Source organism: Deinococcus rubellus (genome assembly GCF_025244745.1).
Classification (GTDB): domain Bacteria; phylum Deinococcota; class Deinococci; order Deinococcales; family Deinococcaceae; genus Deinococcus; species Deinococcus rubellus.
On the sequence record NZ_CP104213.1, the window covers coordinates 573,033 to 594,147 of the forward strand.

Here is a 21,115-nt window from a genome sequence, read left to right on the forward strand (position 1 = left end):
CGGGGGGTTGAGGAGCACGCCAGAACTGCTGCCCCCGAAAGCGGCCCAGGCGTTCCGGGCAGGCGACGAGATGCAGGCGCTGACCTTGCTGCGCCGCGCCCGCGACGATCAGGCTGCCGGGTCCGCCGGGTGGGCCTACCTGGAGCGCCTGACTGGACTGGTGCTGATTCACCTTCAGCGCGAGGTGGAGGGCACTTTCGCCCTGGAGCGGGCCGACCCGCTGCTGGAAGCCGCAGGCTGGCTCCAACCGACGCTGGATGAGCTGATCTGATCCAGATTCTCAACCCGGAGCTGACACGTCCACTGACCTGACGGGCGCATGCTTGGGTATGCCGAACGAAAACGACCTGAATCTGGACCTCAATCTCATTGCCGACCTGACGCCGACCCGCCCGCAGGAAGACGTACACGCCGGGCAGGGCGACCTGCCGGGCGAATTGCCCGAGGCTCCGCATCTGCAAACCGTTCACCCTGGCAAGCACCTCAGTGCTGAGCAGGTCGAGCACCTGATGGGCGACGAGGCCGCCGAGTCGCAGAGCGTGGAGACCAACCGCGAACTGGAACGGCGGGAAGGGATTGACCCCGACGCCCAATCCTGAACCCACTGCCTGAACTCACTGGCCTGGGGCACAATGCGGGCATGTCACCGCACACCTTTCAAGGCAGCAATATCGTCGCCGCTCCCCGCGCCCGCGTCTGGGCCATGTTGCAAGACCCGGCGGTGCTTGCGCGCGTCGTGCCGGGCCTGAGTGACGCGGCCCAGGACGGCGAGGGGCAGATGCGCGCCGTGCTCAACGTCAACGTCGGGCCGGTCAAGGGCCGCTTCAAGACCATTGTGCGCGTCCTCGGGGCGCAGTCGCCGGATCGCATGGACCTGGAGGTGGAGGGCAAGACCATCACCGGCACGGCCCTGCTGCACACCCAGATGATTTTTACCGATCTGGGCGAGAGTACCCGCGTGGACTGGGTGGCCTCGCCCCGGCTGTCGGGCCTGCTGGCCGGGGTGGGCGGCAAACTGATCGAGAGCAAGGCCAGGGACGCGGGTGCGGGGCAGCGCTACGCGGACCGGTTTTTCGGGCGGCTGAGCCAGGAAGCCTGAAGTTCTGATGGATTGTGCCCGCTGGGACCAAGTTCGCCCCAGCAGGCGCGTTGTGTGGGCTGCGCTGCTCCCGCGCGCGGGCCGGAAGTGTTAATGTAAAACGGTCTTCAACTCAGTTCAAGGATGCTCGGCTTCAGCCCGGCTGAACCGCGTTCTCATCCTCCCGGAGGTGCTTTTGCAAGTTCAGGGATCACATACCATTTCCGCACCGCAAGAGAGGGTCTGGGCGCTGCTGCAAGACCCCGATGTGCTGGCCCGCTGTGTGCCGGGCGTCACTGAGATGACTGCCACTGGTGAAGATCAGTACAACGCCGTTCTGAACGTGTCGGTGGGGCCGGTCAAGGGCAAGTTTCAGGCCAAAGTCACCATCACAGACCGCCAGCCGCCGCAGCAGATGACGCTGAGCATTGATGCCAAGAGTCCCACCGGCATCGTCACCGCCACTGGCACCCTCAAGTTGAGCGAGTTGGAGGGCGGCAAAACCCAGATCGACTGGGAAGGCGAACCCAAGCTGCGCGGGATGCTGGCCACCCTGGCCGGACGCCTCATTGGCGGCATCACCCAGCAGCAGGCCGACATATTTTTTGCCAATCTGGACAAAGAAGCCAGCCAGCCGCAAACCGCTTGATTTTTTTGCTTACTCAAGTTCCAGAGCCAAGGAGGCCGCATGAGTCTTGTCCCGATCACCATCAATATCAACGGCACGCCCACCCCCGCGCAGGTCGAGCCGAGAATGCTGCTCGTTCAGTTTCTGCGCGACGAACTCGAACTCACCGGTACCCACGTCGGCTGCGATACCAGCCAGTGCGGGGCGTGCACCGTCAGCCTGAACGGTGAGGCGGTCAAGAGCTGCACCATCTTCGCCGTGCAGGCCGACGGCATGAACGTGCAGACCATCGAGGGCATCGGCAGCATGGACGAGCTGCACCCGATTCAGGCCGCCTTCTGGGAGCAGCACGGGTTGCAGTGCGGCTTTTGCACGCCGGGCATGATCATGGCCTCGGCTGAAATCATCCGCCGCAATCCCGACCCCAGCGAAGACGAGATCAGAGAGCAACTCGGCGGGAATTTCTGCCGCTGCACCGGCTACCACAACATCGTCAGGGCGATCAGCTCGGCGGCGGCAGTCATGCGTGAGAAAGGCGCGGAGGCGGGTCAGGCGGCGGACGACTGAGAAGTTTGCTGGCGCTCACCAATCCCCCCCACCACACCTGAAAGGAGCACCATGACCCAGCTTCCCGATTCCAACTACAAGGCCCCCGAAGGGCCGCAGAAATACATCGGCAAGGCGATGAAACGGGTGGAAGACCCGCGCTTCATCACCGGGCAGGGACACTACACCGATGACATCAACGTGCATGGGCAGCTTCATGCGGCGATGCTCCGCAGCCCCTACGCACACGCCAGGATCGGCACCATCGACGCCTCAGCCGCCCTGGCGCTGAAAGGGGTCCACGGCGTGCTGACCGGGCAGGACCTGGCCGACGCCAAAGTCGGCAGCATTCCCACCGGCTGGCTGCTGCCCGACCTCAAGATTCCGCCGCACCCGGCGATTGCTCACGGCGAAGTGCACTATGTGGGCGACATCGTGGCCGTGGTCATTGCCGAGTCGCGGGCACTGGCTGAGGACGCCGTGGCCCTCATTGAGGTCGACTTGGAGCCGCTGGACGCCGTGTCATTGGGCAGCCAGGCACTGGCCCAGGGCGCAGCCGAAGTGCATCCCGAAGCGCCCGGCAACGTGGCCTTCAACTGGGAAATTGGCGACGCCGCCGCTGCCGACGAGCTGTTCAAGCAGGCCGACCATGTGGTGAGCCTCAAGCTCCGTAACCACCGACTGGTGCCGAACGCCATCGAGCCGCGCGCGAGCCTGGCGCAGTACCAGCGCTCCAGCGAGGAATTCACGCTGCACACCACCTCGCAAAACCCGCACATTCACCGACTGATGCTGGCGGCCTTCGTGCTGGGCATTCCCGAGCACAAGCTGCGCGTCATCTCGCCGGACGTGGGCGGCGGCTTCGGCTCCAAGATCTTCCAGTACCCCGAAGAAGTGATCGTGCTGTTTGCCGCCAAGAAGCTCAACCGCCCGGTCAAGTGGGCCGCCCGCCGCTCCGAGAGCTTCGTGTCCGACATGCAGGGCCGCGATCATGAGTCCGAGGCGCAACTGGCCCTGACCAAGGACGGCAAGATGCTGGCCCTCAAGGTGGACACCATCGCCAACATGGGCGCGTACCTGACCACCTTCGCCCCCGCTGTGCCGACCTACCTCTACGGCACGCTGCTCAACGGCGTCTACAAGTTCGGCGCGGTGCACGCCAAGGTCACGGGTGTCTTTACCAACACCGTGCCGGTGGACGCCTACCGGGGAGCCGGACGCCCGGAAGCCACCTACCTTGTCGAGCGGATCGTCAGCAAGGCCGCTTCCGAACTGGGGATGGACGCCGCCGAACTGCGCCGCAAGAACTTCATCCAGCCTGAAGATTTCCCGTACCAGACCCCGGTGGCGCTGGTCTACGACTCGGGCAACTACGAACCTGCGCTCGACAAAGCACTGAAGATGGTCGGCTATCAGGACTTGCTTAAAGAGCAGGCCGAGGGCCGCAAGAACGGGCGCTACATCGGCATCGGCTTCTCGACCTACGTGGAAGCCTGCGGGCTGGCTCCCTCGGCGCTGGTCGGGCAACTCGGCGCTCAGGCCGGGCAGTGGGAAAGTGCGGTCGTGCGGGTGATGCCCACCGGCAAGATCGAGGTGCTGACCGGCAGCCATTCGCACGGTCAGGGCCACGAAACCACCTTTGCCCAGATCGCCGCCGAGGAATTCGGTATTCCGATGGAAGATGTGGTCATCGTTCACGGCGACACCGGCAAGATGCCCTTCGGCTGGGGCACCTACGGCTCGCGTTCGGCGGCGGTCGGCGGCAGCGCTCTGAAAATGGCGCTGGGCCGCATCAAGGACAAGGCCACCAAGATTGCCGCGCACCTGCTGGAAGCGGCTCCCGAAGATATTGAGGTCGCTGACGGGCAGTTTAAGGTGAAGGGCGTGCCGGAGGGCGGCAAGTCGTTCTTCGATGTGGCGCTGATGGCCCACCTGGCCCACAACCTCCCCGAGGGTATGGAGCCGGGCCTGGAAGCCCAGTACATGTATGACCCCAAGAACTTCGTCTACCCGTTCGGCACCCATATCGCGGTGGTCGAGCTGGACGCCGACACCGGCCACGTGCAGATGATCAAATATGTCTGCGTGGACGACTGCGGCCCACTGATCAACCCGCTGGTGGTGGAAGGGCAGGTTCACGGCGGCATTGCCCAGGGCTTTGGGCAGGCCATCCTGGAAGAAACGGTCTACGACGAGGATGGCACGATGCTGACCGGCTCATTCATGGAGTACAGCATGCCCCGCGCTGAAGACCTCCCCATGTTCGAGATCGACCACACCGTGACGCCCAGCCCGCACAATCCGCTGGGTGTGAAGGGCATCGGCGAGTCGGGCACGATTGCCAGCACTGCCGCCGTCGCCAACGCGGTCAACGACGCGCTGCAGGCTTTCGGCCACCACCATGTGGACATGCCGTTCACGCCCGAGAAGGTCTGGCGGGCCATGAAGGGCGGCGTGCAGCAGCTGGGACAGGCGGCGGACGACTGAGCCTGGGGAGTGGGGTGTGGATGGCGGCAACGGCCAATCGCTGTGCTCGCTCACCCCCTCTCTACGAGCTGTACCAGTCCCGGCCTCGCCGCTTCTGCGACCCGTTCTCCTCAAGGGAGTGGAGCCAACAGCGAAGCTCTCTGTCCCCTCTCCCTTTTCAGGGGAAAGATGTCCCGTAGGGACAAAGGGGTGAGGAGTGGCCTCCTCACGGACGTGCGTTCACGACGAGTGGTGAGCAACGCGAGTGCCCTCCGTCCCTTTCCACAAGCTACACGCCACCCACCACAAGCGCGACTGTAAGGAGCCACATGTACACCACTCCCTTTGACTACCACCGCGCCTCCAGCGTCCAAGATGCCCTCCAGATGCTTGCTGACAACCCCGACGCCAAGCTGCTGGCGGGCGGCCACTCCTTGATTCCCACCATGAAGCTGCGGTTGGCATCGCCCTCGGCCCTGATCGATATTTCAGCGCTCGACGAGTTGCGCGGCATTCGCACCGACGGCGACACGCTGATTCTGGGCGCGGGCGTGACCCACTCCGAACTGCTTTATGACAAGACGGTGGCTGAGTACGCGCCGCTCATGCCCGACATGGCCCGCTGGGTGGGCGACCCGATGGTCCGCAACCGGGGCACCGTGGGCGGTGTGGTGGCGCACGCCGACCCGGCTGCCGATTATCCGGCGGGCTTGCTGACGCTGGGCGCTCAGTTCAAGCTCAAGTCGGCCAGCGGTGAGCGTGTCGTGGGCGTGGACGATTACTTTTTGGGCATGTTCGAGACGGCGTTGCAGGAAGGCGAGATCGTCACCGAGATTCACATTCCGCGTCAAGTGGGCAAGGGCGCATACGAGAAGTTCCGGCACCCGGCCAGCCACTACGCCATCGTCGGCGTGGCAGTGGTCGCCTCTCCCGAAGGTGTCAAGGTTGCCATGACCGGAGCCGGACCGAAAGCCGTGCGGCTGAGCCAGGTGGAAGCCGCTATCGGCAGCGATCTGAGCGAAGAGAACATCAAGCGGGCCACCGAAAACGCGGTGGATGCGGGCAGTTTGCTGAGTGACCGATTTGCCAGCGCCGAGTACCGGGCGCACCTGGCGGGCGTGCTCGCGCGGCGCGCGCTGATGCGGGTGCGCTGAGGCACTGACTTGAGTTGAGGGCCTGCTCCCGGCGATTCGGGGCAGGCCATTTTCGTTTTCCGCCGCCGTGCGTGGGGTTTGTGCCAGAACCGTCGGGCGGGCCATGCTCTACTGCTCGGCAATGCAACCTCTGGCCCGACTCGTGACCCGCCGTCCCTGGCTGGTGCTGGTGATCTGGGGGGTGCTGGCGCTGATCTGCGCCGTACCCGCCAGCCTCGCGCCTGCCCGTCTCACTGCCGACCCCGGCGCACTCACCAACTCTGAGAGCGGCAAGGTGACGGCCCTGCTGGCCGACCGCTTCGGCGAGCGCGATTCCAACACCGTGCTGCTGGTTACCCAGTCGGCCCAGCCGCTCACCCAGCTGCAGTCGGCCAAACAGTACGGCACCTTTATCGCGGGCCTGAAAAAAGTGCCGGGCGTGACGCGGGTGCTGCCCTACGACGCCCAGACGGCAGTCAAGGCCAGCAGTGCCGACGACACCCTGGCCCTGACGCTGGCCCAGATTCCGCTGTTCGAGGGCGCGACGCCCGCGCTGAACCGGGTGCGCGAGTATGTCCAGACGCAAAAAGCCCCCGGCTTCGACATCCGGGTGACTGGTGGGCAGGCCATCGCCGCCGACTTCACCGAGTTTGCCGAGGGCGATACCAAGCGCAGTGAGCTGACGGCCCTGCCGCTGACCGGGATGGTGCTGCTGTTCGTGTTCGGGGCGCTGATCGCCGCCGGGCTGCCACTACTGATCAGCTTGCTGAGCATCACGGCGGCGATGGCGGGCCTGTATCTGCTCACCTTCCTAATTCCGACCAGCACCTTCGCGCAGAGCATCATCACGCTGCTGTCGCTGGGCGCGGGCATCGACTATGCCCTGCTGATGGTCAACCGCTTCCGCGAGGAGTTGAAAGGGGGTGGGGGCAGCGAGCGGGCCGCCTACCGCACCGTGCTGACCGCCGGGCGCAGCGTGGCCTTCAGCGGCGTCACGGTGGCGATGGCGATGGCGGCCCTGCTACTGCCGCCGATTCCCTTCGTTCGGAGCCTGGGCATCGGCGGGGTGCTGGCGGTCCTGTTCACGGTGCTCAGCAGCCTCACGGCGCTGCCTGCCCTGCTGACCTTGCTGGGCGAAAAAGTCAACTGGCCACACCTTCGTCCGCGCTGGAAAGGCCTGGAGTTCGGTCAGTCGGCCCGCGAGAGTGCGCTCTGGACCGCATTGGCCCGCCGGGTCACGGCCCGCCCGGTGCTGGCGGTGGTGGCCAGCGTGCTGCTCCTTGTTACGCTGGCGTTGCCCGCCCGCAACATGCACATTGGCTACGCGGGGGCCTGGGGCCTGGTGGAAGGGGTGGAATCGCGCGACGCACTGGCCGCCGTGCGCGATCTGGGTGCGGGTGGGCTGCTCTCGCAGTTCGAGGTGATTCTCGATCTGAAAGACCACAAATACGGCCCAGCAGACCGGGTTGCCTTTCAGCAGACGGTGACTCGGGTGCGGGCGCTTCCGGGCGTGCAGGCGGTGATCAGCCCCTTCGTGGACGCAGAACTGCTGCGCGGCGGCGGCTCGCTGAACGATCTGGCCGCTTTATCGCGCCGCAGTTTCAGCGCCGACCGGACGCTGCTGAGATTCACGGTGGTGCCCAGCGGCTACCTGCGCGCCGACCAGATCGACCCCTTCGAAACCCGGCTGCGGACTGCGCTCGACGCCTCGCCCTATGCTTATCAGCTCGGCGGCGCACCCGTCGGTGAGCGCGAGTTCAGCAAGGCCATTACCAGTGCCATTCCTACCGCCGTCGCTGCCGTCTTCGCGGGCACCTTTCTCCTCCTGATGGTCGCCTTCCGCAGCCTGTTCATTCCTCTCAAGAGCATCGTCATGAACAGCCTGACCGTGCTGGCGGCTTACGGGGTGGTCACACTGGTCGTGCAGGAGGGGTACGGGGCCGCGCTGCTGGGCGTGCCGCAGGACGTGGGTGTGCTTGATGCCAGCTTGCCGCTGCTGCTGTTCGCGGTGCTGTTCGGGCTGAGCATGGATTACGAGATTTTCCTGCTCTCGCGGGTGCAGGAAGAACACCTGCGCGGCCACGACAACCGGGAGGCGGTGGTGCTGGCCGTCGGGCGTACGGCCCGGATCATCACCAGCGCCGCCGTCATCATGTTCATCGTCTTCGTGGCCTTCACCTTTGGGCGGGTGGTCGCCAACAAGAGTATCGGGCTGGGCCTGGCGGTGGCGGTGGCCCTGGACGCAACGCTGGTAAGGCTGGTGCTGGTGCCGGGGCTGTTGCAACTCGCTGGAAAGTGGAACTGGTGGCTGCCGGGCTGGCTGGGCAAGCTGCTGCCGAAGGTGGAGCTGGAACACTGAGGCGGTCTGCTGTCCTTCCTGGCGGCTATTGATACGGGCATAAATTCAGGTTGCTAAACTGGGCAGGATATGGCAGCCTGGCAACCTTCGAAATACACGCGTGCTCAGCTTGAGGAGCGGCGTCTCGCAGCGCTCCCCATAATCCAGGCAGGTGACACACCCAACCAGCAGATTGCCGATACCTTCGGTGTCTCGATCAATACCATTTACAGCTGGAAAGAACGGCTTCGCTACCAGGGCGGACTAGAAGCGACCCCTACTACCGGTCGTCCGTCCCGGCTAACCAGTGAACAACGCCAACAGCTCTGCACCCTCCTGCAGGAGGGTGCGCGTGCTCACCACTTCCCGGATGAGACCTGGACGACGCCCCGTGTCCGTGACCTCATTGGTCGTCAGCTCGGGGTGTGGTACCACGTTGACCACGTTCGCAAGCTGCTCCATCAACTGGGCTTCTCTCTCCAACGACCTCAGAAAGGCGCTTTGGAACAGAACGAGCAGGCCGTGAGAACCTGGGTGCAGATCACGCGCCCAGAGGTCGAAAAAAAAGGTCGAGGACGGCGCAACGTTGATTTATCTGGATGAAGTTGGCTTCAGCCTGAAGGGAGTCGTACGGCGAACCTGGGCCGTGCGTGGGAAGACACCCGTCGTGCGTCTCCCCGCTAGTTGGCACAAATTATCGACCATTGGTGCGATCACGTCCAAAGGTCAGTTTCTGCAGCACACTCAATCGGGATCCATCAAAACACCTGACGTGCTGAGGTTCCTCGACCATCTGTTGCATCACATTTCCGGTGACCTGGTTCTGGTGCTCGACAATGCTGCGATTCATCGGGCGAAGGCTGTTTCAGCCTTCGTGGAAACCCACCCGCGCCTGTCACTGGTCTATCTTCCGCCCTACTCGCCAGAACTCAATCCAATTGAGAAAGTCTGGGCCTACATCAAGCGCAATATCCTGGGAAACTTCTGCGCCAAGACCACCAAAGAACTCAAAACCCGGCTTCGATCAGGGTGGCAACGAATTCGCTACATCCGACTCCCGCAGCGCCTGATGGCTCAAACCCCGATTTAAGCCGTTATCAATAGTCTCCCACCTCGAAGCCCATTTCCCGCAGCGCTTCCTCGGCGGCCTGTTGATCCTGCGCCGAGCTGCCGCCTGAGATGCCGATGCCGCCGATGACCTGCCCATTCTCGACGATGGGATACCCGCCGCCCAGCGCCGTCATGCGCGGGTGGTTGTTGAGCGGGGTTACTTCCGGATTCTGCACGATCTCGTTCCAGACATGGGTGGCGCGGCCAAACGAGGCGGCAGTCCAGGCCTTGTTGATCGCCACCTCTGCCACCAGAAACGGCGCATGGTCGGCCCGCTCGAAGGCCCGCAGGTGCCCTCCTGTGTCGGTGACGGCAATCGCCATGTCAACGCCGAGGCGCTCGGCAGCGGCGCGGGCTGCCTGAATGAGTTGAAGCGCCGCGCGACAGGAGATGTTGGGGGTCGCCACAGAATTTGCCGGACGGTTGGTCATATTCAGTATCTCCCTGGAAAGCTTTGGCTTTACTGAGTAGAGCGAGTGAGGAAGAAAGTACGTCCTGGCGAGAGTGGAGGAGTGGCGTTCTCAAGGAGAGAAGTGGCGTGCCCAGTGGCATATCGTCATGAACGGACACCTGTTGAGGGCCAGTCCTCCCTTCACGACGGGTGCGTGAGCAAAGCGAATGCCCTTCCACAAGTGACCTTCCTCAGCGTACTGCCGTACCTTCGGCCGTCTTCTCCTTGAACTGCTCACGCAACTCGCGCTTGAGAAACTTGCCGGTGGCCCCAATCGGGATCACCTCGACCACCTCATAGGCGTCGGGCAGCCACCATTTGGCGAACCTGGGGGCCAGAAACACAGTCAGTTCGGCGTGGCTGGGGTGGTCGTGGCCGGGCCGCAGCACCAGCACCGCCAGCGGGCGCTCGTCCCACTTGGGGTCGGGCATGGCGATCACGGCGGCCTGCGACACGGCGGGGTGGGCCATCAAGGCATTTTCAAGGTCCACGCTGCTGATCCACTCGCCACCCGACTTGATCAGGTCCTTGGCCCGGTCCTGGATATGCATGAAACCCCGTGCGTCCAGGGTGGCGATATCTCCGGTGTCGAACCACTGCTGGCCGTCCAGCGTGAGGAAGTTGCTCTGGCCGGTGCCCTTGAAGTAGCTTCCGGCGACCCACGGCCCGCGTGCGATCAGGCGGCCCATGCTCTTGCCGTCGTGGGGCAGCAACTGATTGTCGTCGTCAATCAGTTCGAGCCGCACGGTGGGCACCGGTACGCCCTGCTTGGCGGCCAGCGCGAAGCCCTCGTCGCTGCCAAAGGTGGTCCCCGGCGGCGTGATGCTCACCGAGCCGAGCGGGTGCGTCTCGGTCATGCCCCAGGCCTGGGCCAGCTTGAGGTGGTGGCGCTCCCAGAAGGCCCGGATCATGGCTTCCGGGGCTGCCGAACCGCCCACCACCAATCTTTCCAGCAGCAAATGGTACGGCTCTCCGGCTTGCCTGGCCCGGTCCAGCTCGGCCAGTAGCCCCATCCAGATGGTCGGCACGCCCGCCGTGATGGTCACCTGCTCGTCCTGCATCAGCCTGGCGAGCGTGGGGCCGTCCGAGAAGGCCCCGGCGAAGACCAGCTTTGCGCCGTACATGGCGCAGGTATACGGCAGCCCCCAGGCATTGACGTGAAACATCGGCACGATGGGCAGCACCGAGTCGATCTGGCCCACGTTGAGGGCGTCCTTGGGCGCGGAGGCCAGACTGTGCAGGATGGTGGAACGGTGCGAGTAGGTTACGGCCTTGGGGTTGCCGGTGGTGCCGGAGGTGTAGCACATGCCCGCTGCGTCGGTTTCCTGCATCTGGGGGTAGCGGGTCTGCGGCCCGTGCTGCATGATCCAGGTGTCGTAATCGTCCACACCCTCGATGGGTGCGGCCAGCGGTCCCAGCACCACGATCTTCCTGATGCTGGGGCAGCCTGCCTGGATGGTGGGGATCATACCCGCGAACAGGTTCTCGATCAGCAGTACCTGGTCCTCGGCGTCGTTGACGATCCAGCAGATCTGATCGGGGTGCAACCTTATGTTGACGGTGTGCAGGACGCCGCCCATGCTCGGCACGCCCAGATAGGCTTCCAGGTGCCGGTAGGAGTTGACGGCCAGGGTCGCCACCCGCTCGCCCGGCTGCACGCCCGCCGCCGTGAGGGCGCTGGCGAGCCTCAGGGCGCGGTCTGCCACTGCGCCGTAGGTGGTGCGGTGGGTGCTGGCGGTCGGCTGGCCCTGCTCATTTTTGCCCGACACCACCAGACTGACGATCTCGCGCTCGGTAAACAGCAGTCGGGCGCGTTCCACGATCTCGGGAATCAGCAGCGGCACATCCATCATGGTGCTTTTCATGTCGGGTCTCCTGGGAATCAGCGGCGGCAACGCCGGGGTGAGTCAAAAAAGCTGAAGCAAGTCAGGTTGTGCGTGCCCGCAGTCTAGCGGAGTCCGAACCTGGGGACGGGTGACCTGCCGGAACCGTACTGGGTGTGGGGAAGGGCTGTGCGAGTTGTGTCAGCGCCCACGTGACACCCTGAAGCGTGCCAGGTTCCCTTTCCTTCGAGCGCCCGCTGGCGGCCCTGCTCAGCGGGCTGGCGCTCGTCTGCGGCGGCTGGGCGCTGTGGCCCGCGCTGAGTCCATCGCCGCGCCTGCCGGTGGTAACCCACGCCGCCCTGCCCGCGCCGCTGAGTGCTGATCCCGCGCCCGTGTATGCCACCACCCCCAGCATCAGGCCGCTGATTTCCGGCCAGCTCAACCTCAACACTGCCTCAGAAGAACAGCTTGAAGCGTTGCCCAGTATCGGCCCGGCGCTGGCGGCCCGCCTGATCGCTGCCCGGCCCTACCGCAGCTTGGCCGACCTCGACGCCGTGCGCGGGGTGGGGCCGGTGCTGCTTGCCAAGCTCACGCCGCTGGTCCGCTTTTAATGGCGCTGGGCTGGAACGCGGCCACCGGCGAGGTCGTCGCCCCGGCTTCCCCAGCAGATTCGGCGATCTGGCACGCGCCCGCTTATCCGGTGCCCGCTGCGCTGGCCGTCATTGGCGGCGTGCTGCTGGGCTTCGGGGCCGCCTGGGGTGCGGGCGTGCTGCTGCGGGCCGCCGGGGAGCGCCATGTGCCAGTGCGCGAGGTGCGACGGGGGGACAGCATGCAAGCCGGAGAGGCCCATTTCACGGTGCTGTGGCCGGTGGGCCAGCCCTTCTCGAAGGCCGACAACGACAACAGCGTGGTCGTCAGGCTCGACACCCCCAGGTTCCATACTGTTTTCCTGGGCGATCTGCCCGATCCCATCGAGGGCGAACTGGGCGTCGGCCAGCTGGACGTGCTCAAGACCGCCCACCATGGCAGCCGCTTTTCAACTGGGGAAGCATTTTTGCAGGAAACCCGCCCGAAAAATGCCGTTATCAGTGTCGGGCGCAACACCTACGGCCATCCCAATGCGCAGGTGCTGGACTGGCTCGCGGCGGCAGGTGTGCAGGTCTGGCGTACCGATCAGGTGGGCACGGTGCACTGGCCCTTGCCGTGAATCTGTGAGGCGGGATTGATGTTCGGTCTGGCGACCCTCCTCTAGACTGACGGTATGACCCCCACCGTCCGCCGCGTCACCGATCCCCTCGACCCGGCCCTGAGCGCGTTCGGGCGTATTCAGGAAGCTAGCTACTATGCCCCCGACATGCTGATCCCCGCCGAGTACTTCGGCCAGATGATCTCGCAGCAGGATGACAAGCGCGAGAACGTCATTCTGGTGGCCGAGAACGGGGGAGAGGTCATCGGCGGGACGCTGTTTCATTTGCTAGGCAGCGGCGCGGGCTTCAGCTCGTTCATGGGCGTGGCCCAGTCGGCGCGGGGCACAGGAGCGGCCCGCGCGCTGCACTCCACCCGCATGCAAGTGATTCGCGAGGCTGGATTGGCAGGCGTCTTTGCCGACGCTGTTCACCTGGATACCCTCAGCGCCGCCGACCTCGCTGCCGAGGCGCGGGTGGGCAGCGACCCGAAGCTCAGGCGCGTCAAGCTGGGCGCGCTGGGCTTCGGCACGGTGGACATTCCTTACTGGCAGCCCGTCGGTGGCCCGGACGGTGGACCGCTGATGGACCTCGACCTGCTCTACTCCCCGCTGGAACCGGCTGACAGCGTGCCGCTGCACCTTGTCGGCGAGACGATGCGTGCCTACTGGCAAAGCTGGCTCGGCCCGGAGCGTGCCCAGCGCGAGGCCGAGGCACTGGCCGGGCGCAGCGGACATGACCCGGTGGCTTTGCTCCCCGCGACGCAGCGGCCAGGTGTTTTTGTCGGGAACGGCCCGCAAAAAAGCTGACCCCATCCTGTGGGCCAGCTTTTCAGTTGATCTCTGGCGCTCAGTCGTCAGCGCTGACGGCTTCCTGGGTTCTCTGTGTGGGCTGCGCCGCCTTGATGAACTCGGCGGCCTTCTCGGCGATCATGATGGTGGGCGCATTGGTGTTGCCGCGCACGATGCTCGGCATCACGCTGGCGTCGGCGACCCACAATCCGGTCAGCCCTCGTATCTGCAATTTGTCGTCCACCACGGCCAGATCGTCGTGGCCCATCTTGCAGGTGCCCACCGGGTGATAGATGGTCATGGCCTGCGCCCGGATGTAGTCGCGCAGACCGTCGTCACTCTGCACGTTCTCGCCCGGCATCGCTTCGCGGGTGCGGTAGCCCGAGAGCGCTTCTGATTCGCCCACCTGCCGCGCCAGCCGCATCCCGTGTAGCAGCACGTCCATATCGCGCTCGTCCGAGAGGTAGTCCGGTTCGATCAGCGGATACGTCTGTGGGTCGCTGCTCGCCAGCCGGATCTGGCCCTTGCTGTGGGGGGCCACCAGCGACGGCAGCAGGGTGAAGTGGTGGCCGTCGAGCTCCAGAAAACCGTGATCCACGAACAGCGCCGCGCCGTTATGAAATTGCAGATCGGGCGCGTTCAGATTGGGGTCGGACTTCATGAAGCCGCCGCTCTCGGCGATGTTGCTGCACAGCATTCCCTGCTGCTCACTCAGGTACAGCGCGAAGTTGGCCTCGCTGGTGGCGTCCTTGATGCTGATGGTGTCGGTCTCGTAGACCAGAGGCACGAACAGGTGGTCTTGTAGATTCTGGCCCACGCCTGGCAGCTCGTGAACGACGGCCACGCCTGCGGCCTCCAGCATGGCCCGCTCGCCCACGCCGGAGAGCATCAGCAGGTGCGGGCTGGTGATCGCCCCGGCCGCCAGAATGACGCCCCGCTCGGCGCGAATGGTGTGCAAGCTGCCCCCAGATTGGTACTCCACGCCCACGGCCCGTCCCTGCTCGATCAGGATGCGGGTTACGTGCGCCCCGGTGCGGGCTTCCAGGTTGGGCCGTGTCAGGGCGGGCTTGAGGTAAGCGCTGGCTGCCGAGTGCCGCACGCCGCCCTTTTGCGTCACCTGGTAGCGCCCCACGCCTTCCTGGGACGCGCCGTTGAAGTCGTCGTTGGCCGCAAACCCCACCTCCTGAAAGCCCGCCGTGATGGCGTCGCAGATCTCGTGGGTGTAGCGGCGGTTCTCGACGTGCAGCGGTCCGCCCGCGCCGTGAAAGGAATCAGCGCCGTTCTCGTTGTCCTCGGCCTTGATGAAGTAGGGCAGCACCTCGGCGTAACTCCAGCCCTGGTTGCCCGCAGCGGCCCAGGCGTCGTAGTCGGCCTGGTTGCCCCGGATGTAGACCATCGCGTTGATGCTGCTTGACCCGCCCAGCATCTTGCCGCGCGGCCAGTAGAGCCTGCGCCCGGCGAGATGCGCCTGTGCTTCGGTCTCGTAGTTCCAGTCGAGCGGCGACTTGAAAAGCTTCGAGAAGGCCGCCGGGATGCCGATCTCCGGCGCTTCGTCGGGCACACCCGCTTCGAGCAGCAGCACCCGCGTGCCGGAGTCTTCGGTCAGCCGCGCCGCCACCACGCAGCCGCCGGACCCCGCACCCACCACGACGTAATCCACCGTTTCCGAACCTACCTGCGCCGTATCTGCCTGGGTCATGCATCCTCCCCGCGAAAGGCAGCTGGACTGGACCCCCTTCCGGCATCTCCTGGAGGAAAGCGGCGGCAGAACTGGATTTCGCGTCAGGGCAGCATACGCCTCCAGGTTTCCACGCGGGCTCAAAGCGGGCCAAAAAAGTGGCCCCGCTTCCCAAGTGACTGGGAGCGGGGCTGAGCACGGTGTCTGATTAAGCGGCAGGCGCTTCGCTGGGGGCTTCCTCCGCGCCGCGCCGATTCCGACTGGGGCGCTCGGTGGGAGCCTCAGCAGTCTGGGCCGGTGAACTGTGGGTTGGAGCGCTCTGGGCGGCAGGCATGGCTGTGATGCGGCCCAGGGTCTCGCCAAAAGCGCGCATGGCGTCGCTGGCTTCCAACTCACTCACCGCGCGGGCATTGAGCGCCTTGAGTTCCTCGCGGGTCACGGCGTATTCGGGGGCGTCGTGTCCCTTGAGGCCGCGCAGCACGCTGTAGGCACTGCCCGAGACGATGTCGGCTCCCTTGCTGGTCGTGATGGTGCCCGCGCTGTCCATTCCCGCGCCGATGAGGGTGATGTTGTCGGCTGAGACCATCGTCACCCGGTCGCCGCGCTCCTCCATGTGGGCGGCGAGTTGCAGCAGGCCGCGCAGATGAAGCATGTGCTGAAACAGGTCCAGGTGCGCGGTCATCGCGCCCGCTTTCTTCAGGAGGTTGTCCATACCCGTATTATTACGGTGCAGGCATAATTGTCAAGCGAGTTTTAAGGAATCATGAAGTCCTGCTGAGGCCAAAGCGCCCGCGCTCGTTGTAGGGCTGCCCGGTTTCGTCCTTGCCGAACAGCACCAGCTCCGACGCTGTGAAGCTGAGTGGTTCGGCCTCCAGATCGTGGAACGTCGCCTTGGCGCTCCTGACGGCTTCGGCCCAGCCCACGTTCAGGCTGCGCCAGCTCAGCGCCAGCGTCAGGTGCGGGTGAAAGTTCTCCAGCGCAAATTCGCCGGGCGCTTCGCCGAGTGTATGAACGAGGTCAGCGTGAATCGTCTCAAGCCCCGGCGCATCCACCCGCAGGAAAATGACCCGCGAGCCGAAAAAGTCCGGGTGGCCCAGCTTCACCGGGACGGGGGCGTGGCGGGCCGCAATCTGCCTGGCGACCTGCTGCCAGCGCGCTTCTGGCCGTTCGGTGGGGGGGAGCAGTGTCACATGCGGTGCAGTAGTGACATGCTCCAGTTCGGTTTGCCAGGCCAGCACGCGGGCGGCAACGTCGGGCGGCGGGGTCACGCCTAGAAAGAAGGTGGGAGTCATGCTCTAGCTTAGAGGCATGAATCTCCTTGTGCTGGGCGGTACCCGCTTCGTGGGTCGGCAACTGGTTCTGGCGGCGCTGGAACGCGGCCACGCGGTCACCGTGTTCACGCGTGGCCAGTCGGATGACGATCTGCCACCGGACGTGGAGCGCCTGCGTGGTGACCGGGACGCGGGTGACTTGAGCGCCCTGACTGAACTTGAGCAGGCGGGCCGCACCTGGGACGCCTGCCTGGACGTGAGCGGCTACCTGCCGCGCGTGGTGGCCAGCAGCGCCAAGCTTCTCAAAGATGCCGTGAAGCGCTACCTGTTCATTTCCACCGTCAGCGTCTACGCCGATCAGGCGCGACCGATCACCGAAGACTCGGCGCTGGCCGCCTTGGACAACCCCGAGAGCGAGGACATCCACGCCGATTACGGAGCGCTCAAGGTGATCTGCGAGGAGCGTGTGCGGGCCGTCTACGGTCAGCGGGCCACCATCGTCCGGCCCGGACTGGTGGCGGGGCCGTTCGACCACACCCACCGTTTCACGTACTGGGCGATGCGGGCGGCGCGGGGAGGAGTGGCGTCTTCAAAGGCGTCCGCTGACGACGAGAGGGGAGTGGCCCTGGCCCCCGGCGATGGCCAGGACTTCATTCAGGTCATCGACGTCCGCGATCTGGCTGCCTTCACGGTGAAGTTGCTGGAAGAAAACATCGGCGGCACCTTCAACGCGGTGGGCGAGCCGCTGGTCTTTGGCGCTTTCCTGGATGAAGTCTCGGCAGGTGTTGGGAGCCAGCCGATCTGGCGCTGGGTTTCACAGACCGAACAGGAGCGTCTGGAGGCGACCAACCTCTGGCCGATCTATGCCCACCGCGAACCCGTCCTGAACATCCAACCCACGCGGGCCAGGGCTGTGGGCCTGGCGTTGCGTCCCCTCGCCGACACGGCCCGCGATACCCTGGAGTGGGCGCAGGCCAGCGGAGCCGAAGGTGCGGGACCGAGCGCCGAGCGGGAAGCCGAACTGCTGGCCCAGCTCCGCTGAACACTCTGGGCTGATCCACGCTGATCCACTAAATTGCGACGTTTCACCCTTGCGCCGCCCGGCCCCGGCGCGCTAGGATACTCCGGCTGGAAACTCTCTGGCCTGTCCGCGAGATCCCGGGACCGGGGCCAGAAGCTCCTGCGGAAGTCCGCTGCGTGAATGCTGACCACGCTCAACTCCAAGACGCCCCAGGCGATGATCGCCGGGTCAACTCTCAAGCTTTCAGAAGTTCCACCGAGGAGTGATTTACCCTGCCCACCACCCAACAACTGCTCCGCAAGGGGCGCACCTCCTTGCAGAAAAAGAGCAAAGTCCCGGCCCTCAAGGGCAGCCCGTTTCGTCGCGGTGTCTGCACGGTGGTCAAGACCACCACCCCCAAGAAGCCCAACTCGGCGCTTCGTAAGATCGCCCGCGTGCGGCTGTCCAGCGGCTTTGAAGTCACTGCTTATATCCCCGGCGAGGGGCACAACCTCCAGGAACACAGCGTCGTGCTGATTCGCGGTGGACGCGTCAAGGACCTTCCCGGCGTGCGCTACCACATCGTGCGCGGCTCGCTCGACACCCAGGGCGTCAAGGACCGCAACAAGAGCCGCTCCAAGTACGGCACCAAGAAGCCCAAAGCGGGCGCTGCCGCCGCTGGCGCGAAAAAGAAATAAAGAAGTAGGCCGCACTTGATTTGCCGCCTTCTTCGGAGGCCGGACCAATGAATCAATGAGGAGCAGTTAAGCAAATGCACCGTAAAACAGTGCTTCATCAGTAAGCGCTCCGAGCAGACCTGTTCAGAACAGAAAAACTGCAGCGCTGAAGTCCGCCCCCGCCGTAAGTTCGGCGCGCTGGGCGTAGAGAGGGAGTCAAAATGGCCCGTCGCCGTAGAGCAGAAGTTCGTGAATTGTTGCCCGACCTCGTTTATCAGGATGTGCTGGTCAGCGCCACCATCAACCGCATCATGGAAGACGGCAAGAAGAACCTGGCCAGCCGTATTTTTTACGGTGCGATGAGCGTCGTTCAGGACCGCACCGGCCAGGAGCCGCTCAAGGTCTACAAGCAGGCCTTTGAGAACATCAAGCCGCGCGTGGAAGTCCGCAGCCGCCGCGTGGGCGGAAGCACCTATCAGGTGCCGGTGGAAGTCAGCGTCCGCCGCGCCCAGAGCTTGACCCTGCGGTGGATGAAGTCCGCCGTGGACAACCGCCCCGAGCGCACCGCCGTCGAGAGACTGGCCGCCGAGATCCTCGACGCTGCCCAGGGGCGCGGCGGGGCCATCAAGAAAAAAGATGACGTGGAGCGTATGGCTGAAGCCAACCGCGCCTACGCGCATTACCGCTGGTAAACAGGCAGCAAGGCAGACGGCGGCTGTAGCGTTTTTCGCTGGGTCGCCGCTTTGTCCGCCTGTAGCCTGCCGAGTTTCCGCACTCGACTTTCTCGCAAGTCAACCCAATCAGGGAGTTTCAAAATGACGATCAAAGCAAGCACCGCTTACCTGGAGCATTTCCGCAACATCGGCATTGCCGCGCACATCGACGCCGGTAAGACCACCACCACCGAGCGCATCCTGTACTACACCGGGCGCACCCACAACATCGGTGAAGTCCACGACGGAGCCGCCACCATGGACTGGATGGAGCAGGAGCGCGAGCGCGGTATTACCATCACCGCCGCCGCCACCACGGCCAAGTGGAAGCACTCCGGCACCGACCAGGAATACGTCATCAACATCATCGACACGCCCGGCCACGTGGACTTCACCATTGAAGTCGAGCGTTCCATGCGCGTGCTCGACGGCGCAGTGGCCGTGTTCGACAGCTCACAGGGTGTCGAGCCGCAGTCCGAGACGGTGTGGCGTCAGGCCGACCGTTACGGCGTACCGCGCATCGCCTACTCGAACAAGATGGACAAGACCGGCGCTTCGTTCGAGCTGGTCCTGAGCGACATCCGCGAGCGCCTCGGCGCAATCCCCGCTCCCATTCAGTACCCGATGGGCGAGGAAGCCGAGTTCAAGGGCATCATCGATATTGTGCGGATGCAGGCCCATACCTACACCAACGACCTGGGCACCGATATCGAAATCGGGCCGATTCCCGAGAAGTACGACGCCAAAGTGGCCGAGATGCGCGCCCAGCTGATCGAGGCCGCTGCGGAAGTCGACGAGACTGTGATGGAGAAGTACCTCAGCGGTGAGGAACCCACCATCGAGGAACTGATGTTCGCCGTACGGGCGGGCACCATCGCCAAGAAGATCTTCCCGGTCTTGTGCGGTAGCGCCCTCAAGAACAAGGGTGTCCAGCTCCTCCTTGACGCCGTCATTGATTACCTGCCCAGCCCACTGGAAGTTCCGGCCATTCGCGGCATCCTGGAAGACAGTGAGGAGACCCACGACTTCCCCGCTGATCCCGAAGGTCAACTGGCTGCCCTGGCGTTCAAGATCATGGCTGACCCTTACGTGGGCCGCCTGACCTTTGTGCGCATCTACTCGGGCACCATGCACAGCGGCTCTTACATCTACAACGCCTCCAAGAACAAGCGTGAGCGTGTGGGCCGCCTGCTGAAAATGCACGCCAACAGCCGCGAGGAAGTGACCGAACTGCGTGCAGGCGAACTCGGAGCCGTCATCGGCCTCAAGGACTCGGGCACCGGCAACACCCTGATCGGTGACGGCGACGACCACGTGCTGCTGGAGAGCATCGACGTGCCGGAGCCGGTCATCAAGCTGGCCATCGAGCCGAAGACCAAGGCCGACCAGGAGAAGATGGGTGTGGGATTGCAGCGCCTGGCCGAAGAAGATCCCACTTTCCGGGTCGAGACCGATCAGGAAAGCGGCCAGACCACAATCGCGGGGATGGGCGAGCTTCACCTGGAAATCCTGGTGGACCGTCTGCGCCGTGAATACAAGGTTGAGGCCAACGTGGGCGCGCCGCAGGTTGCTTTCCGCGAGACCATCACGCGTGCTGTTGACGTTGAAGGCAAGTTCGTGCGCCAGTCGGGTGGACGCGGCCAGTTCGGTCACGTCAAGATCAAGGCCGAGCCGCTGGAGCCCGGTGCAGGCTTCATCTTCGAGAACGCCATCGTCGGCGGCACTGTGCCGCGCGAGTATGTCGGCCCTGCCCAGAAGGGGATCGAGGAAGCCATGCAGAGTGGCCCGATGCTCGGCTTCCCCGTCGTTGACATCAAAGTCACCATCTATGACGGCTCGTACCACGAAGTCGATTCCTCGGAAATGGCCTTCAAGATTGCCGGTTCCATGGCCCTCAAAGAAGCCGTCCAGAAAGGCGTTCCGGCGCTTCTGGAGCCGATTATGCGCGTCGAAGTCACTGTGCCGGACGACTTCATGGGCGACATCATCGGCGATCTCAACTCCCGCCGGGGCCAGATTCAGGGTATGGAAGCGCGCGGTAACGCCCAGATTGTCAAGGCGATGGTGCCGCTCTCCGAGATGTTCGGCTACGCCACCGACATGCGCTCGATGACGCAGGGCCGTGCCAGCTACTCAATGTTCTTCGATCACTACAGTCAGGTGCCGAACAACATTGCTCAGCAACTGATGAAGAAGTAAAGCTCAAGTCTTTGGGGGCGGGCCATCTC

General features: G+C 64.5%; 21 protein-coding genes. 16 read left to right on the forward strand and 5 right to left on the reverse strand.

The features are described from left to right. The first annotated feature begins 7 nt into the window (after nucleotides 1–7). From N0D28_RS02985 to N0D28_RS03025, 9 genes are all read left to right on the forward strand, one after another. Complete coding sequence (locus N0D28_RS02985; protein ID WP_312846430.1) at nucleotides 8–271, forward strand: hypothetical protein; 264 nt, start codon at nucleotides 8–10, stop codon at nucleotides 269–271. A 58-nt stretch (nucleotides 272–329) separates the two neighbouring features. Next, nucleotides 330–599 carry a hypothetical protein gene (locus N0D28_RS02990; protein ID WP_260560913.1) on the forward strand — a complete coding sequence of 90 codons (270 nt, stop codon included), beginning with the start codon at nucleotides 330–332 and terminating at the stop codon, nucleotides 597–599. Between the two features lie 41 nt (nucleotides 600–640). After that, nucleotides 641–1,099, forward strand: coding sequence for an SRPBCC family protein (locus tag N0D28_RS02995; protein WP_260560914.1), 459 nt, complete (start codon nucleotides 641–643; stop codon nucleotides 1,097–1,099). Nucleotides 1,100–1,268: 169 nt separating this feature from the next. Next, nucleotides 1,269–1,727 (forward strand): SRPBCC family protein, encoded by a 459-nt coding sequence (locus N0D28_RS03000; protein WP_260560915.1) that lies wholly within the window; start codon nucleotides 1,269–1,271, stop codon nucleotides 1,725–1,727. Between the two features lie 39 nt (nucleotides 1,728–1,766). Further along, nucleotides 1,767–2,273: a (2Fe-2S)-binding protein gene (locus tag N0D28_RS03005; protein WP_260560916.1), complete on the forward strand. Its 507-nt coding sequence runs from the start codon at nucleotides 1,767–1,769 to the stop codon at nucleotides 2,271–2,273. A gap of 51 nt (nucleotides 2,274–2,324) precedes the next feature. Further along, nucleotides 2,325–4,739: a xanthine dehydrogenase family protein molybdopterin-binding subunit gene (locus N0D28_RS03010; protein WP_260560917.1), complete on the forward strand. Its 2,415-nt coding sequence runs from the start codon at nucleotides 2,325–2,327 to the stop codon at nucleotides 4,737–4,739. A 308-nt stretch (nucleotides 4,740–5,047) separates the two neighbouring features. Next, entirely contained in the window at nucleotides 5,048–5,872 is an 825-nt protein-coding gene (locus N0D28_RS03015) for an FAD binding domain-containing protein (protein WP_260560918.1), read from the forward strand. Between the two features lie 121 nt (nucleotides 5,873–5,993). Next, nucleotides 5,994–8,210: an MMPL family transporter gene (locus N0D28_RS03020; protein WP_260560919.1), complete on the forward strand. Its 2,217-nt coding sequence runs from the start codon at nucleotides 5,994–5,996 to the stop codon at nucleotides 8,208–8,210. Between the two features lie 69 nt (nucleotides 8,211–8,279). Continuing rightward, nucleotides 8,280–9,279 (forward strand): IS630 family transposase gene (locus tag N0D28_RS03025; protein WP_260560920.1). Its coding sequence is split into 2 segments (ribosomal slippage): nucleotides 8,280–8,747 and nucleotides 8,749–9,279, totalling 999 coding nucleotides; the frame shifts between segments, so codons are not numbered across the junction. A gap of 7 nt (nucleotides 9,280–9,286) precedes the next feature. Here N0D28_RS03025 and N0D28_RS03030 read toward each other — a convergent pair. Continuing rightward, nucleotides 9,287–9,730, reverse strand: a complete 444-nt coding sequence (locus N0D28_RS03030; RefSeq protein WP_260560921.1) for a GlcG/HbpS family heme-binding protein — start codon at nucleotides 9,728–9,730, stop codon at nucleotides 9,287–9,289. Between the two features lie 211 nt (nucleotides 9,731–9,941). After that, on the reverse strand, nucleotides 9,942–11,615 hold the full coding sequence (locus N0D28_RS03035; RefSeq protein ID WP_260560922.1) for a long-chain fatty acid--CoA ligase: 1,674 nt from the start codon (nucleotides 11,613–11,615) through the stop codon (nucleotides 9,942–9,944). Between the two features lie 185 nt (nucleotides 11,616–11,800). Between N0D28_RS03035 and N0D28_RS03040 the strand changes: the two genes are divergently transcribed. Genes N0D28_RS03040 through N0D28_RS03050 form a run of 3 tightly spaced genes read left to right on the forward strand, consistent with a single transcriptional unit; the run spans nucleotide 11,801 to nucleotide 13,566 of the window. After that, nucleotides 11,801–12,184: a ComEA family DNA-binding protein gene (locus tag N0D28_RS03040; RefSeq protein ID WP_260560923.1), complete on the forward strand. Its 384-nt coding sequence runs from the start codon at nucleotides 11,801–11,803 to the stop codon at nucleotides 12,182–12,184. Further along, nucleotides 12,184–12,780: a ComEC/Rec2 family competence protein gene (locus N0D28_RS03045; protein WP_260560924.1), complete on the forward strand. Its 597-nt coding sequence runs from the start codon at nucleotides 12,184–12,186 to the stop codon at nucleotides 12,778–12,780. The genes N0D28_RS03040 and N0D28_RS03045 overlap by 1 nt, the downstream gene beginning before the upstream one ends. Before the next feature lie 54 nt (nucleotides 12,781–12,834). Next, the gene (locus tag N0D28_RS03050; protein WP_260560925.1) at nucleotides 12,835–13,566 is read left to right on the forward strand and encodes a GNAT family N-acetyltransferase; all 732 of its coding nucleotides are present in this window, start codon (nucleotides 12,835–12,837) and stop codon (nucleotides 13,564–13,566) included. A gap of 40 nt (nucleotides 13,567–13,606) precedes the next feature. On the opposite strand, the gene N0D28_RS03055 is transcribed toward N0D28_RS03050, so the two are convergent. The 3 genes from N0D28_RS03055 to N0D28_RS03065 form a co-directional block, all read right to left on the reverse strand. Next, the gene (locus tag N0D28_RS03055; protein WP_260560926.1) at nucleotides 13,607–15,247 is read right to left on the reverse strand and encodes a GMC family oxidoreductase; all 1,641 of its coding nucleotides are present in this window, start codon (nucleotides 15,245–15,247) and stop codon (nucleotides 13,607–13,609) included. Between the two features lie 187 nt (nucleotides 15,248–15,434). Continuing rightward, entirely contained in the window at nucleotides 15,435–15,938 is a 504-nt protein-coding gene (locus tag N0D28_RS03060; protein ID WP_260560927.1) for a multidrug DMT transporter, read from the reverse strand. Nucleotides 15,939–15,987: 49 nt separating this feature from the next. Next, a complete protein-coding gene (locus N0D28_RS03065) occupies nucleotides 15,988–16,518 on the reverse strand; it encodes a 2'-5' RNA ligase family protein (RefSeq protein WP_260560928.1) in 531 nt (176 codons plus the stop codon). Nucleotides 16,519–16,534: 16 nt separating this feature from the next. On the opposite strand from N0D28_RS03065, the gene N0D28_RS03070 reads away from it, so the two are divergent. From N0D28_RS03070 to fusA, 4 genes are all read left to right on the forward strand, one after another. Beyond that, complete coding sequence (locus N0D28_RS03070) at nucleotides 16,535–17,539, forward strand: NAD-dependent epimerase/dehydratase family protein (protein WP_260560929.1); 1,005 nt, start codon at nucleotides 16,535–16,537, stop codon at nucleotides 17,537–17,539. Nucleotides 17,540–17,790: 251 nt separating this feature from the next. Next, on the forward strand, nucleotides 17,791–18,195 hold the full coding sequence (gene rpsL, locus N0D28_RS03075; protein ID WP_161883397.1) for a 30S ribosomal protein S12: 405 nt from the start codon (nucleotides 17,791–17,793) through the stop codon (nucleotides 18,193–18,195). A 200-nt stretch (nucleotides 18,196–18,395) separates the two neighbouring features. Further along, nucleotides 18,396–18,866 (forward strand): 30S ribosomal protein S7, encoded by a 471-nt coding sequence (rpsG, locus tag N0D28_RS03080; protein ID WP_124870153.1) that lies wholly within the window; start codon nucleotides 18,396–18,398, stop codon nucleotides 18,864–18,866. 123 nt (nucleotides 18,867–18,989) lie between these two features. Next, nucleotides 18,990–21,086, forward strand: a complete 2,097-nt coding sequence (gene fusA, locus N0D28_RS03085; protein WP_260560930.1) for an elongation factor G — start codon at nucleotides 18,990–18,992, stop codon at nucleotides 21,084–21,086. Nucleotides 21,087–21,115 lie beyond the last annotated feature (29 nt).

Coding starts and splice junctions, on each gene's coding strand:
- N0D28_RS02990 (WP_260560913.1), top strand. CDS start 330: ATGCCGAACGAAAACGACCTGAATCTGGACCTCAATCTCATTGCCGAC.
- N0D28_RS02995 (WP_260560914.1), top strand. CDS start 641: ATGTCACCGCACACCTTTCAAGGCAGCAATATCGTCGCCGCTCCCCGC.
- N0D28_RS03005 (WP_260560916.1), top strand. CDS start 1,767: ATGAGTCTTGTCCCGATCACCATCAATATCAACGGCACGCCCACCCCC.
- N0D28_RS03010 (WP_260560917.1), top strand. CDS start 2,325: ATGACCCAGCTTCCCGATTCCAACTACAAGGCCCCCGAAGGGCCGCAG.
- N0D28_RS03015 (WP_260560918.1), top strand. CDS start 5,048: ATGTACACCACTCCCTTTGACTACCACCGCGCCTCCAGCGTCCAAGAT.
- N0D28_RS03020 (WP_260560919.1), top strand. CDS start 5,994: ATGCAACCTCTGGCCCGACTCGTGACCCGCCGTCCCTGGCTGGTGCTG.
- N0D28_RS03030 (WP_260560921.1), bottom strand. CDS start 9,730: ATGACCAACCGTCCGGCAAATTCTGTGGCGACCCCCAACATCTCCTGT.
- N0D28_RS03035 (WP_260560922.1), bottom strand. CDS start 11,615: ATGAAAAGCACCATGATGGATGTGCCGCTGCTGATTCCCGAGATCGTG.
- N0D28_RS03045 (WP_260560924.1), top strand. CDS start 12,184: ATGGCGCTGGGCTGGAACGCGGCCACCGGCGAGGTCGTCGCCCCGGCT.
- N0D28_RS03050 (WP_260560925.1), top strand. CDS start 12,835: ATGACCCCCACCGTCCGCCGCGTCACCGATCCCCTCGACCCGGCCCTG.
- N0D28_RS03055 (WP_260560926.1), bottom strand. CDS start 15,247: ATGACCCAGGCAGATACGGCGCAGGTAGGTTCGGAAACGGTGGATTAC.
- N0D28_RS03060 (WP_260560927.1), bottom strand. CDS start 15,938: ATGGACAACCTCCTGAAGAAAGCGGGCGCGATGACCGCGCACCTGGAC.
- N0D28_RS03065 (WP_260560928.1), bottom strand. CDS start 16,518: ATGACTCCCACCTTCTTTCTAGGCGTGACCCCGCCGCCCGACGTTGCC.
- N0D28_RS03070 (WP_260560929.1), top strand. CDS start 16,535: ATGAATCTCCTTGTGCTGGGCGGTACCCGCTTCGTGGGTCGGCAACTG.
- rpsG (WP_124870153.1), top strand. CDS start 18,396: ATGGCCCGTCGCCGTAGAGCAGAAGTTCGTGAATTGTTGCCCGACCTC.
- fusA (WP_260560930.1), top strand. CDS start 18,990: ATGACGATCAAAGCAAGCACCGCTTACCTGGAGCATTTCCGCAACATC.